The sequence below is a fragment of the Bartonella sp. W8167 genome (assembly GCF_016100335.1).
GTDB classification, from domain to species: domain Bacteria; phylum Pseudomonadota; class Alphaproteobacteria; order Rhizobiales; family Rhizobiaceae; genus Bartonella; species Bartonella apis.
Window position 1 is genome coordinate 115591 of record NZ_JACFSQ010000003.1, and the last position, 12929, is coordinate 128519.

A 12929-nucleotide genomic window follows, 5' to 3' on the forward strand; every position below is an offset into this window, starting at 1 on the left:
TGTTCATTCTCCCGATTACATGCATTTTCAACTTTAACTTTTCATTTCAAGAGAAGAATTCTTAAACAGGATGAGGGGCGGATTTCATCATTTTTGTGGTGTGGCGTTTTGTGGCGTTGTTTGAGTGTGCTGATGCTTTTCGCGCATGAAAGTTAACAGGCTTGAAGCCATGATAAGGATAATGCCAATGATCATAGGAAGATCAAGATGGTCGTTGAAAATGAAGTAGCCGAATAATATCGCCCAGATCATCTGGCTATATTGAGGGGTGGCAATAGCAATGGCGGGAACACGACGAGCCGCAGCCATAAGGAAAAGCGCGCCAAGAGCGGCAAATAATCCATAACCGGCAAGGTAAATCCATTCGAAGTTATGAGGTTCGATATAACCGGGGAGGCTCAATAAACCACAGATGACAATCGAACCGATAATTCCGCTGGAATAGAGAGTGATGCGTTTTTCACGTCCCCCCATATGGCGGACAATAATAATGGAAATAGCACCGCTCAAACCGGCAAAGACAGCTCCCACATGTCCGATAGTGAGTTCACGAAAGCCCGGTCGCAAAACGACAAGCACACCGATAAAGCCGATGATGATAGCCGACCAACGCCGCCACCCGATGGCTTCTTTTAAAAATATCATGGAAAGAATGCTGACGAAGAGGGGTTGCAAAAATATAAGTGTAAATGCCTCAGCCATTGATAAATGTGTAAAAGCTGTAACACTGCCAATAACGCCGAATGCACCCGAGATTGTTCGCAAAAACCACATTGGCCAGTTTTGTGAACGCACAATGTCTATCCATTTATTATCCCGATTTTTTAAAAATGGAATAACAATGATACCAATGAGCGCGCCATAAAAGGCTGTTTCATAGGGCGGAAGTGCACCATCAATAAATTTGACGCAGGCGTCGCTCATTGCATAGGCGGCATAAGATGCAAAGGAAAGAAAAACTCCATAAAACATGCTTGATCCTTCCTTCGGCTTTTACCTGTTTTGCCTGCTTGTTCGCATTCGCCTACTTCTACCCGTATCCGACTGAGTCTGACTTGATTTCCCTTAATCGAATTCACTTGTTAAAAAATGATTGGCACATCCAGATTATCAGAACCTATTTATGAGTTTTAATTCAGTGGTTTTCGCGAAGTTGCGGGTCTGTCGGTTCAAAAATATCAATATGATAAAAGATGAGAAAAAGAAAAGGGGCAGAAAAACAGTTTGTTCGTGAAATGTATTTATAAATCTTCAGGATAAAAGATTACGAATAGCGCCGGTATTTTATGTGCATTATTATTTTATTTATTTAAATCCGGAAGGCTTTCATCCGAAATGATTTTTTCGGAATATTTCTCCATCAAAAAATTATTTTCATTAAGTTTGATAGATCGAATCTTTATCAAATATGCAAGTCCCTTGAAGGACTATAAAATTTGATTCCGATGACAGGAAAATGTTTTTATCGAAAGAAGAATGATTGTGATTGATCACCGTTGTTTTCTATTCGGGGATTGATTGCAGTTTCGATTTGAAAATCAGATTCTTGGACGCAAGGACAGCGCCGCCGGTAATCAATAGACATGCCGCTAATAAACGCCATGATGGCTCTGCAAGTCCCGTCGCCACCATGATAAGTGTCGAAAGCAAAGGTGCGCTATAACTTGCGACGCCTAAAAGCTGGATATTGCCCTTTTTGACACCAAAATCCCAACAGTAAAAAGCAAGCCCGACAGGGAAGAGTCCTAACAACAAAACGGACAGCCATTGTCCGCCGGTTTCAGGCAGAATGAACGGTTCTGAAAAAATGAAGTGGCAAAAGAATGCCAAAATAGATGTTACAAGGCAAAAGGCTGCGACAACAGTTGTGGGAACTTTTGACAATCGACGGGAAAGAAGCGAATAGGCCGCCCATGCAAAAGCGCTTCCCAATGCAACGAGATAGCCAAAGATGTTTTTTTCATCAATAACAAACCCGCCTTTTCCGGCGATGACCAGTACCATTCCGGAAAACCCCAATAATGCACCGAGAACATGGAACCAGCGCAGTTTTTCCCCCGGCATAAGTGCAGAACCAAGCACAATCAACAACGGCCATAAATAATTGATCAATGCTGCGTCAACAGGTGGTGCATTTCTTAACGCTGTAAAATAAAGGAAGTGGTAGCCGAATAGGCCACCAATGCCCACGACCCAGACGATGAAGGGTTGTTTCAGATCTTTTAGTGTTTGAGGATGTTTGATCCAGATTACCACCCCCGGTATTGTGCCGATAAGAAATGTCATGGAAGTCAACAGGAGAGAAGGAAGCTTTCCGGAAAATGCCGTTAACGTCGCCAAAAGCGACCACATGAGGATTGCCAGAAAACCAATTCCTGTTGCTTTATTCATAAACGATACCGCGCCGACGCCGTTTTTCAGAAATAATTAAAAATATAGATGCTGCAAATACACCGGCAGCCAAAGTAAACCAAGTAATAGCGTAGCTCAAGTGATTATTAGGAAAGCTGACAATAGTTAAACCACCAATCGGCAAACCGCCTGTATTTGGTGTTTTATCGGCATCTATAAAATATGGGGCAACGTTATCCAAGCCGACTTCCTTTGCCATAGCAGGCAATTGCCTCGTATACCACAAATTACTGTCCGGATTATTTTTACGCGGGAAAAAACCGCTACCTTCGCTCATACGCAAAAGACCGGTAACTGTCGTTTTACCTTCGACAAGTCCGGCTGCCCGTGTTTTCTGGTCGCGCTTATCCATGGGGACAAATCCCCGATTGATGAATGTGATTGACCCATCTTCTGTTTCCATTGGTGTCAGCACCCAATAACCTGTGTCTTCATCGGCAACAGCCGTTACCAGAACTTCTTTGTCATTCAAAAAACGGCCGGTCAGCGTGACAGGGCGATACTCGTCACTATCATATGTTACCTTTCCCCATTCACTTCTTGTTGGTGCAGCAATTGGCGCAAGGTGGATGCGTTCGTTGGCATTTTTAATCAGATTTTCTTTCCAGCCAAGCCTTTCGACTTGCCAGACTCCCAATGCCGAAAAGGCACAAAAAAAGAAAAGACACAGGAAGCCGAAAATGCCCAAAAATATCGGGGAACGGCCGCGAGAACGGGGTGTATCTGTTTTCATATCACTCATCATGGCAATTCTTTTATCATATCCTTGTCAAAAAAACAGATTTGTTACGTTTTAACCTTCATCTATCACATGAAAACCCTTGACCTTTTCGTCTAGGCCCCCTATAGAAACGCAACTTACCAATTTTTGGGAAGCCAATCTATGCGCGTGTTCATTTGAAATTTAACATGCCTGTCGGTTGCTTCTATTAGAATTTAAAGGTGAAACCTATGTCCCGCGCCTGCGAATTGACTGGAAAAACAGTCCAATATGGCAACAATGTCAGCCACGCAAATAACAAATCGCGTCGCCGTTTTTTGCCAAATCTCTGCAATGTTACATTGATCTCGGATGCTCTCGAGCAAAGCTATCGTTTGCGCATTTCAGCAAATGCTTTGCGTTCGGTTGAACATCGCGGTGGTCTTGATGCTTTTCTTTTGAAGTCTGGTGACAAGGAATTGTCGCAACGGGCCCGCTTGTTGAAGCGTCAGATTGAAAAGAAGCTCGCTGAAGCAGCAGCCTGATTTTTTTCAATATACGATTCGTCTTGAGGGCCGATTTTCGGCCCTTTTTTCTGGTTCCATCACCCAGGTTAAAAAAATGAAACAGACCCGACATCTTATTTTTGCGGTTTTTGCAATGTGCGTCGCGGTGACGGCATCCAATGTTCTGGTGCAATATCCGTTTCACTGGTTCGGATTGGAACATCTTCTGACCTACGGTGCATTTACCTATCCGTTTGCTTTTCTCATCAACGATCTGACAAATCGTCGCTACGGCCCCCACGCTGCACGACGTATCGTTTATGCTGGTTTTATTGCCGGTCTTCTTGTTTCCTGGATTCTTGCAAGCCCCCGATTGGCAATTGCCTCGGGAACAGCTTTTCTTTTTGCGCAGTTGTTGGATATTCTGGTGTTCAATCCCTTGCGACGCAAAACCTGGTGGATCGCGCCGCTTGCGGCTGCAATTACCGGTTCGGCACTTGATACCGTGTGGTTTTTCGCTGTAGCCTTTTCCAGCCATTTTTCGTTTATCGACAAACTCACCGGTTATAGCGATAGCTCCATTCCTACCATGACAAATCTGATGGGGCTTGAGGTGCCGGTCTGGCTCTCATTATCTTGCGGCGATTTTGGCGTAAAACTATTCATGGGGCTATTTATGCTTTTGCCTTATGGAGCCATTCTGGCCATTTTCATGCCGGATATTTATCACGGAAAAATTCACGAAAATGGCGATCAAGCCATTTGACCAAGAATGGTTCGGGCAGCTTCGCGAATCATTGCTTTGTCGTTGCTTAATGTCATGAACTGGTAACCGAGTGACTGATAACGTTTGGCAAATGTGCTATTCGGGCAATAAACGCCGGCAATCAAATGCGCATCACGGGCTTTTTCGAATACCCGGCGCGCTCCAAATCTGTCAACGAGAAGTCTACGAGGTAATTGTAAAATCGCATATAAGCCTATAAAGACGCGGAAAGCAGCCATCTCATTTCGGTCAGTGACAAGCCGAGGTACTGTCGGATCAATGTGTTACTTATTGAAAGCGTCGAACGGTCGAAATAGTTGATGGTTCCGATCAAAACCAGCAATAGAAGCGTTGTATTTTAACTTTAGCGGGCTTTAGGTTGGCACGTAATTCCGTCAACGTTCTCCTCCTCCATCGTTCTTCTTCCCCTCGAAAAACTTCCCCGATAAAACCGGATTGATTGATAAATGAAAGACAGATATTCAAGATAGAAATTGGTCAGATATTGATATATCTGATGTAAAACCCAATAAAATTATTTGGCGGGAACGGGGCAGATAAGACGTTTTTTAGATCGTAAGAAAACTATCTGTTGAGAATTTTTTGAGTAATGGCGCAATTTGTGCCGAAAAACCGGTGATAACCATATTTCGGAAGGGTTTGATTTTCTGGGGCAGGACGTGCGTAAGTGCTGCGGCAAAATGCTGATAAAGCCTGTTGCCAAGGGATTGCGTAACCGCCTCCAGAAAGTCCGGCTGATAGTGAAACGTATGCGGCGTCAAAACAGGGTGACCTGATAAGACAACTTAATCCAGTATCGTGGGGTTGGGCAAATTATCATCGTCATATTGTTGCCAAAGGGACGTTTGGCTATATCGACTATCGCGTCAGGAAGTTGCTCTGGCGCTGGCCGTGCCGACGGCACGGTAATCGCAACAAATACTGGGTTGAGCATAAGTATTTTTACTCGATAGGTGGCGAGAACTGGGTATTCCAGAGTGTCAATGCGGAAAACGGCCTGCAAAGGTTGGTATCCTGCAAAGATATTCCTATCAAACATCACATTAAAATCAGGTCTGAGGCTAATTCATATGATCCGGTTGATGAGTTGTACTTCGAACAGCGGCAGGTTAAGCGCTGGAAAGAAGGTAAAATGCAGCGAGGAAAACTGAGATTAATTTGGGAGCCGCAGGTCTATCAATGTCCGATCTGCCACTAGGGTCTTCAGAGATAATGATGATTGGGATGTCCATCTCATTATCAGACGAGTAGAAAGAGGTGGTGATGAAATCGATAATTTATTGATACTGCATCCTAACTGCCATCGGTTGATCCATAACCATGAAATGGATAAGGTACGACATGTGGTGTTTATACATAAAATAAATATCAATATGTTGACATTAAAATGAATGTCATGGTAATTTATACAGTATATAAAAACCGGAAGGAGCTCACCCATGGCAGGTAAAAATCAGCACGTAGTTAAAAGAAATGACGGTTGGGCTGTGCTTGGTGAAAAGAACTCCAGAGATACTTCACATCATCGCACGCAGCAGGAAGCTTTCGAAGCTGCGCGTGATATAGCAAAGAATCAGAGAAGTGAGGTTTTTATTCATGGTGAAAATGGGAAAATCCGTGAGCGGAATAGTTACGGTAATGATCCTTGTCCACCAAAAGGCTAACCCAACAGTTAAAATGTTGCTGGCCCAAACAGTAGTGCTGGCTTATAAAGGCTTGAGCTGTACACGGGGAGACTTGCATGTACGGTTCTTAGGGGACGGCACAGTAATGTGCTGCTGTTAAGCGGCATAGAACGGATTTTCAGTTTTTAAAGAATGCCGATTTGATGATTGCATCACCGGTTAAGTATCGGAAAAGCTCACAGGCTAAAGCAATTTATCTGAAAAAGCATTGTCGAGTTTCACTGCGGGATCGGCACGCTAATGCGGTGGTTCGGGCGCAAAAAGAATCGTCAGGATAAAGCCTTCAGAATATTTCGTCGCTTAAGCCTGAGAAATGTCATGTCCGGATAGAGCGGCAGTGCAAATTCCGATGTTACTTTTGTTTCGATAAATTTTTGAGGTAATGAGCGGAAACAGGATTGAAAGTTTTCGGTCTTTCTGCGGTTAACCGATTGTTTTTCAAAAGCCAAAAAATAAAGAAAAATGAACCGGATCATTGGAACAAAGCAGTTTTGGAAAAAGTCGAATGAACGCAAATTTCCGAAAACGCATTAACGTTTAAACAAAGATATTGGAAAACGTTGTGATAGCGTGATTATTTGTCATGAAATTCTGATTGAAAAATGAAAATCGAAAAACTACAGCGTGTAAAAGATAGCACCTGTTAGCGAGTTTTACGGGATTCATCTTCGTCAAACAGACTTGCAAGTTGTTCCGTCATGGCGCCTGCAAGTTCTTCTGCATCGACAATTGTCACAGCGCGCTGATAATAGCGGGTGACATCGTGACCGATACCGATTGCTATGAGTTCAACCGGAGAATGTGTCTCGATTTCGTCAATGACAGCGCGCAGATGTTTTTCAAGATAATTACCGGGATTGACGGAAAGTGTGGAATCATCAACCGGAGCACCGTCAGAAATCATCATCAGAATGCGCCGGTATTCACGCCGGCCAAGTAACCGCTGATGAGCCCATATCAAAGCTTCTCCGTCGATATTTTCTTTAAGGAGCCCTTCGCGCATCATCAGTCCGAGATTGCGTTTTGCACGCCGCCAAGGCGTATCGGCACTTTTATAAATAATGTGGCGTAAATCGTTAAGCCGTCCGGGATTGGCCGGTTTGCCGTTGGCAAGCCATTTTTCGCGTGATTGGCCACCTTTCCATGCTTTTGTGGTAAAGCCCAGAATTTCAACCTTCACGCCGCAGCGTTCGAGCGTCCTTGCCAGAATATCGACGCAGGTTGCAGCAACAGTAATGGGGCGCCCTCTCATAGAGCCGGAATTATCAATAACCAGCGAGACGACGGTATCACGAAAATCGGTATCGCGTTCCTGTTTGAAAGAAAGTGGTTGCGTCGGGTCGATCACGACGCGCGGCAATCTTGCCGAATCGAGATAACCTTCTTCAAGGTCAAAATTCCATGATCTGTTCTGTTGAGCCATCAAGCGCCGTTGCAAGCGGTTGGCGAGCTTGCCAACAGCGCCTTGCAAATTGGTAAGCTGCTTATCAAGAAAGGCACGTAATTTCGTGAGTTCTTCAATGTCGCAAAGTTCGGAAGCTTCGACTTCCTCGTCAAATTCGCGCGTATAGACTTTATAATCGCCAAGCTCGTCCATATCGGAAAATGGTGGTTGCGGGCGCTTTGTTTGTCCGGGAGTCTCCTCGGTGTCTATCTCTTCTGAATCGCTACCATCTTCTTCCGAAGAATCGGACGCTTCCATATCGCCGTCTTCGGCATCTTCATCAACATCATCAGAAGGTTCGCTTTCCGTCTTGTCGGAGCCTTCCTGTTCTTTCGAATCGCCGTCCTCGTTTTCCTGAGGCTCGTTGTTTTCATCCTCGTTTTCGCCATCGCTATCAGTCTCGTTCTCTTCGAGACTTTCAGCAAGTTGCATGGATGCCAACATATTACGCACAATGCGGGCAAATTTGTCCTGATCATTGATATTTTTTGCCAGATTATCGAGGTCTTTTCCGGCTTTTTCTTCAATCCACTCACGCCATAGATCGACGACCGGCCCAGCTTCTTCGGGTGGTTTACGTCCGGTAATCTTCTCGCGCACCATCAGCGCAAGTGCTTCTTCAAGGGGAGCTTCTTCCTTTGTGGTGATTGCCTGATAGTTTGCCCTTTTATATTTGTCGGCAAGCATTGCATCAAGGTTTTCTGCCATGCCTTCCATAGCGAGTGTGCCGATTGCTTCAACACGTGCCTGCTCGACAGCATCATAAACAGCACGTGCTTCGGGGACCTGCGGAGCGAGATTGGAATGGATTTCACTATCATGCCATGCTTGACGCAAAGCCATTGAATCGGCAAGTCCGCGCGTAACAGCATAATCATTATATGTCGGGTGGCGGGGAATATCGGGAAGCCGTGCGTGTCCCGCCACTATAGCGGGGCGGTCTTCACCGAAAACTACATCAAGCTCATGATCGCCAGAGACCGCACGCATGCAAACAGTTGTCGCCCGTTTGAAAGGTTCACTGTCAATCAGTCCCGAAGGACGTTCTCGCGTGTTGTCTCCTGCTTGTGCGGTCATAAATGTTTTCCTTACGACAGAACCGCATGGGCCAGTGATTCAGGCAATTCCTTACCAAAAGCCCGTTGATAGAATTCAGCAACGGTCGGGCGTTCCAGTTCGTCGCACTTGTTTAAAAATGTAAGGCGGAATGCAAATCCCAGATCTTTGAAAATCTCGGTATTTTCAGCCCATGTAATGACAGTACGCGGGCTCATAACAGTTGATAGATCACCATTGATAAAAGCTTGTCTGGTCATGTCGGCAACATGAACCATTTGTGAAACAGTCTCGCGGCCTTCCTTGGTACGGAAACTCTTGGCTTTGGCAAGGACAATATTGACTTCGTTGTCATGCGGCAAATAGTTCAAAGTCGTCACAATCGACCAGCGGTCCATTTGCGCCTGATTGATCTGCTGTGTGCCATGATAAAGTCCGGTTGTATCACCAAGACCGATTGTGTTTGCCGTGGCAAACAGGCGAAAGGCAGGATGTGGCGCAATAACACGGCTCTGATCAAGCAAGGTCAAACGTCCGGATGATTCCAGTACGCGCTGGATGACAAACATCACATCAGGACGACCGGCATCATATTCGTCAAAAACCAGGGCAACATTTCTTTGATAAGCCCAAGGCAGGATGCCATCCTGAAATTCGGTCACCTGCATGCCGTCTTTAATAACAATCGCATCCTTTCCGACAAGGTCGATACGACTGACATGACTATCAAGATTGACGCGGATACAAGGCCAGTTCAAACGCGCCGCAATCTGCTCGATATGGGTGGATTTTCCGGTGCCATGATAGCCTGAAACCATCACACGGCGATTATAAGCAAAACCGGCAAGGATTGCCAAAGTCGTTTCCCGATCGAACAGATAATCCGGATCAAGCTCGGGCACATTGGGATCTGTTTCGCTGAACGCTGGAACCTGCATATCGGTATCAATACCGAAAAGTTCGCGTGCCGATACTGTTATGTCAGGCACATTATCAATACCCAGATCGTCCTTTGTCATCATGCCTCCATACGGATAAACCCGCTGTCCGAATTAACTGTGAACACACCATATAGCTATAATGTGTTTTAAATTGAAGAGCTACAAGCTCTCGAGCTGTTATCAAACTATCGGACAAGAATTTCAATGTTCCATCGAAAAGAATTGTCTTTTCTTCGTCTTCAGTCCTGTGTCAGCAAAAACCGGCATTTTTCAACAGGTTGTATGCCTGTAATACTTCACGCAAGCGATCTTCGGAAGACCTGTCACCACCATTTGCATCAGGATGGTGAAGTTTCACCAAAGCTTTGTATTTGGCTTTGATATCGCGGCTTGTGGCATTGGCTTCAAGCCCCAATGTCATGAAAGCCCGCGCTTCCAGTGTTTTCAATTTCCGCGGTGCGTTGGTTGAACGGCTTTGCTGGCTGAACATATGAAGAGGGTCATTCACCCTGTTTTGATAGGCAGCAGAACCGGAACGGATTCTGGAAAAATCGGCAGCAGGTTTGGCTGCGGCATTAACACCCGATTTCCACGTCGGGCGGTGACCTGTCAGGGCGTCTTTCTGGAATTTGGCGATTTCTTCGTCTTTCAGCCCTGAAAAATAATTGAAATTCTTGTTATATTCGCGCACATGCTCGAGGCAAAAATGAAGATATTCACCCTCATGATCGCGCCCGGCTGGTGCCCGATGTGTACCAGGTTTGGTGCATCCCTCCCATTGACATTGGGGAGCCTGTGGCTCCGCCTTCTTTTTTCTGTTGGAACTGATGCGGATTGAATCAAATAATTTCGATGTGGTCGTCATGTTTCCGGCTTAATGCAAAACATATGCGTTTGACAAGAATTGACTTTAGGGATTTTTGTTCCCACATGTCTGTCACCGATTTTTATCAAGCAAGAATCGGGTCAAACTTACCGCTCAGATATGGGGTTAAAAGAAGAAAATGTCCAGCACAGTTGCAGAAACTATCAAGAAAAAGCTACAAGCTGCCTTTTCTCCATCTGCTATTGAAATTATTGATGAAAGTCACCTTCACGCCGGTCACCAGCATGAGGATGGTCAAACCTTTGATGGCAAAGGTGAAACGCATTTTCGCGTCAAAATTACCGCGAAGGCTTTTAAAGGCATGAAACGGGTGGATATTCATCGCGCAATAAACCACGTGCTCAAGCATGAACTTGAAAGTGGTATCCATGCCTTGGCCATTGAAGCCAAGGCTGAATGACCGGAGATAAGATTATCCGGTTTTGTTTTACAAAATAATAAAACTCTTAAAATCATACCGGATCAATCTTTTTCCTCTGGATGATTGTTGAACAAAATCCGGAATTACAAATATTTCCGAATTTTAAATGATAAAGTCAATGACCGTTTATTAACGGTAATTCGGCAAGCATGCTTTTAAGATGGAGTGCATCCCACGGGAGATGTTCGGCAATTCCGACGCCAACGATAGTGGTTATTTCATTGACGTCTTTTATCAGCTTTACAACATTATCCATCGTCAGACGACCTTCGGCAATGCCCGCATATTTATCGGCACTGACACCGGGTTCGGCCATCAATAACGCGTGAAAGAGCTGAAAAATCAAGGACATCAAGGTCGATATGGATAGCCAGATATTTGATATTCTGATTTTTTATCCATTGTAAGACCGGTTGATCGGATGTTTTCAATTGTTCCGGTGAAATCATAGCAATATCATGATCTTTCAGGAACTTTTTTTCATAATCTGTCGGATGGTGAATACCTGCAATCATCACCTTTCTTGCGGGCACCCGTGTTTTGACATCTTTAAAAAGGTCAGGATCGCCATTTCCCATAAGTGCTCCCAAAAGTTGGGCGTGGGAATGGGCAAATTGTTTCGGCGTCATAACGTCGGGATGGGCATCAATCCACAATATACCGAACGATTGACCATAAACCGTGCTCAGATATGAAAATGGCGCCAGATCGACCAGACAATCGCCGCCGAACATAACAATCTTGTCAGGCTTTTCTCTGTTGATAATCGCATATGCACTTTGAAGCTGTTTGACGATTTCTCCTCTTCCTATGATGCCGTTTTCATTTTTGAGAGGCATGCCCGGTTTTGTAACAGGAACAGTAAAGGATGGTGTGTTTGTGCTTGGAGCAAGATAATCCAACAATTCTGCACCAAGGTGATAAAGCGGATTATCTCCACCTTGCCATTGCGGCATAACAAGACGGATCGTTTTTGATTGGGTCATACCATCCTCCAACATGGTTTGGAGCCCGATATTCGTTTTGAAGTCGGGTTTTCTTTTTATAATTTTATCTGGTGTTTTTATATCATTAAAAAGGCTGTATCAGTAATTGACCGGCCTGATGGTTTTTTAACAGTAGGAGGCGATTCTCAACGTGGATGGGCTTTTTTATAAACTTCCATTAAACGGTCCGTATCAACACCGGTATAGATTTGCGTGGTTGAAAGGCTTGCGTGACCGAGCAATTCCTGAATGGTGCGAAGATCCCCGCCACGCGATAAAAGATGCGTTGCAAAAGAATGCCTGAGCGCATGCGGTGTGACACTATCAGGAAGGCCGAGACTCGCTCGTAATTGTTGAACAGCGCGCTCGACGATTGCCCTTTGTAATTTTCCGCCACGCACACCGCGGAACAAAGGTTGATCGGGCGGAAGAATGAATGGGCAGCAGGACAGATAATCGTCTATTGCTTCATGGACAGCTGGAATAACGGGGACGAGACGGGTTTTCCCTCCCTTGCCGGTTACATAAATGCTGGTAGCGTTTTTGTCGCTAAAATCAGCAGGCGTTAGCGACAACGCTTCCGAAATTCTTAAGCCACATCCATAACAGAGAGTGAGAATGGCAGCGTTTCTGGAAGCAACCCAAGGCTCGTCGTCAAGTTGGGTTTTCTTGTCAACGATGTGTAAAGCGTCGGCAATATTAAGCGGTTTTGGTAACGATTTTGGTTGTTTCGGCGTGCGCACAATGCGTGCTGCCGGCACGTCAGCAAGTCCTGCACGTGTCAAAAAGTTGAAAAACGAACGTATGCCGGCAAGACCACGGCCGAGTGAACGCGAACCGACACCCATATTGCGTCTATAGGCAAGAAATGATCTCATATCGGCGACACGAAGTCCGGAAAGATCGGAAATGTCTGGAATATGGCCCAGATGTTGACAAAGAAAGCTCAGAAACTGTCGGCTATCTCTTTCATAGGCTTCGACAGTGAGTTTTGCGACGCGACGTGTTTTTTGAAGCTGCTCGAGCCAGTCTTTGCGCGCAGATAAAAGTTGAGGTGTTGCTTCCAGTAATGGAAGATCGGAGGGCAATATCTCTGTCATGGCAT

General features: G+C 45.2%; 14 protein-coding genes. 4 read left to right on the forward strand and 10 right to left on the reverse strand.

Annotated features, from left to right (window positions below; all coding sequences use genetic code 11):
* Positions 1 to 87: 87 nt before the first annotated feature.
* The 3 genes from H3V12_RS09225 to H3V12_RS09235 all read right to left on the reverse strand — a co-directional run bounded on the left by H3V12_RS09225 (position 88) and on the right by H3V12_RS09235 (position 3154).
* Positions 88 to 972, reverse strand: coding sequence for a DMT family transporter (locus tag H3V12_RS09225; protein ID WP_198214441.1), 885 nt, complete (start codon positions 970 to 972; stop codon positions 88 to 90).
* A gap of 531 nt (positions 973 to 1503) precedes the next feature.
* On the reverse strand, positions 1504 to 2391 hold the full coding sequence (locus H3V12_RS09230; protein ID WP_198214442.1) for an EamA family transporter: 888 nt from the start codon (positions 2389 to 2391) through the stop codon (positions 1504 to 1506).
* On the reverse strand, positions 2384 to 3154 hold the full coding sequence (locus tag H3V12_RS09235; RefSeq protein ID WP_198214549.1) for an SURF1 family protein: 771 nt from the start codon (positions 3152 to 3154) through the stop codon (positions 2384 to 2386). Before H3V12_RS09235 ends, H3V12_RS09230 begins: the two co-directional genes overlap by 8 nt.
* A gap of 209 nt (positions 3155 to 3363) precedes the next feature.
* Between H3V12_RS09235 and rpmB the strand changes: the two genes are divergently transcribed.
* A complete protein-coding gene (gene rpmB, locus H3V12_RS09240) occupies positions 3364 to 3657 on the forward strand; it encodes a 50S ribosomal protein L28 (RefSeq protein ID WP_075869408.1) in 294 nt (97 codons plus the stop codon).
* A 76-nt stretch (positions 3658 to 3733) separates the two neighbouring features.
* Positions 3734 to 4384, forward strand: a complete 651-nt coding sequence (locus H3V12_RS09245) for a queuosine precursor transporter (RefSeq protein WP_198214443.1) — start codon at positions 3734 to 3736, stop codon at positions 4382 to 4384.
* Here the strand turns inward: H3V12_RS09245 and H3V12_RS09250 are convergent.
* A complete protein-coding gene (locus tag H3V12_RS09250) occupies positions 4372 to 4623 on the reverse strand; it encodes a hypothetical protein (protein WP_198214444.1) in 252 nt (83 codons plus the stop codon). The two genes, H3V12_RS09245 and H3V12_RS09250, sit on opposite strands and share 13 nt — an antisense overlap.
* Positions 4624 to 5844: 1221 nt before the next feature.
* On the opposite strand from H3V12_RS09250, the gene H3V12_RS09265 reads away from it, so the two are divergent.
* Positions 5845 to 6069, forward strand: coding sequence for a DUF2188 domain-containing protein (locus tag H3V12_RS09265; RefSeq protein WP_198214445.1), 225 nt, complete (start codon positions 5845 to 5847; stop codon positions 6067 to 6069).
* A 664-nt stretch (positions 6070 to 6733) separates the two neighbouring features.
* Here the strand turns inward: H3V12_RS09265 and cobT are convergent.
* The 3 genes from cobT to H3V12_RS09280 all read right to left on the reverse strand — a co-directional run bounded on the left by cobT (position 6734) and on the right by H3V12_RS09280 (position 10396).
* A complete protein-coding gene (gene cobT, locus H3V12_RS09270; RefSeq protein ID WP_198214446.1) occupies positions 6734 to 8611 on the reverse strand; it encodes a cobaltochelatase subunit CobT in 1878 nt (625 codons plus the stop codon).
* Positions 8612 to 8622: 11 nt separating this feature from the next.
* Positions 8623 to 9609 (reverse strand): cobaltochelatase subunit CobS, encoded by a 987-nt coding sequence (gene cobS / locus H3V12_RS09275; RefSeq protein WP_075869903.1) that lies wholly within the window; start codon positions 9607 to 9609, stop codon positions 8623 to 8625.
* A gap of 172 nt (positions 9610 to 9781) precedes the next feature.
* Positions 9782 to 10396, reverse strand: coding sequence for a J domain-containing protein (locus H3V12_RS09280; RefSeq protein WP_075869404.1), 615 nt, complete (start codon positions 10394 to 10396; stop codon positions 9782 to 9784).
* A 139-nt stretch (positions 10397 to 10535) separates the two neighbouring features.
* Here H3V12_RS09280 and H3V12_RS09285 point away from each other — a divergent pair, with 139 nt between their 5' ends.
* Positions 10536 to 10817: a BolA family protein gene (locus H3V12_RS09285; protein WP_198214447.1), complete on the forward strand. Its 282-nt coding sequence runs from the start codon at positions 10536 to 10538 to the stop codon at positions 10815 to 10817.
* 136 nt (positions 10818 to 10953) lie between these two features.
* On the opposite strand, the gene H3V12_RS09290 is transcribed toward H3V12_RS09285, so the two are convergent.
* The 3 genes from H3V12_RS09290 to H3V12_RS09300 form a co-directional block, all read right to left on the reverse strand.
* Positions 10954 to 11154, reverse strand: coding sequence for a hypothetical protein (locus tag H3V12_RS09290; protein ID WP_198214448.1), 201 nt, complete (start codon positions 11152 to 11154; stop codon positions 10954 to 10956).
* The gene (locus H3V12_RS09295; RefSeq protein ID WP_198214449.1) at positions 11126 to 11824 is read right to left on the reverse strand and encodes an arginase family protein; all 699 of its coding nucleotides are present in this window, start codon (positions 11822 to 11824) and stop codon (positions 11126 to 11128) included. The genes H3V12_RS09290 and H3V12_RS09295 overlap by 29 nt, the downstream gene beginning before the upstream one ends.
* Positions 11825 to 11970: 146 nt before the next feature.
* Positions 11971 to 12924: a tyrosine recombinase XerC gene (locus H3V12_RS09300; protein ID WP_198214450.1), complete on the reverse strand. Its 954-nt coding sequence runs from the start codon at positions 12922 to 12924 to the stop codon at positions 11971 to 11973.
* Positions 12925 to 12929 lie beyond the last annotated feature (5 nt).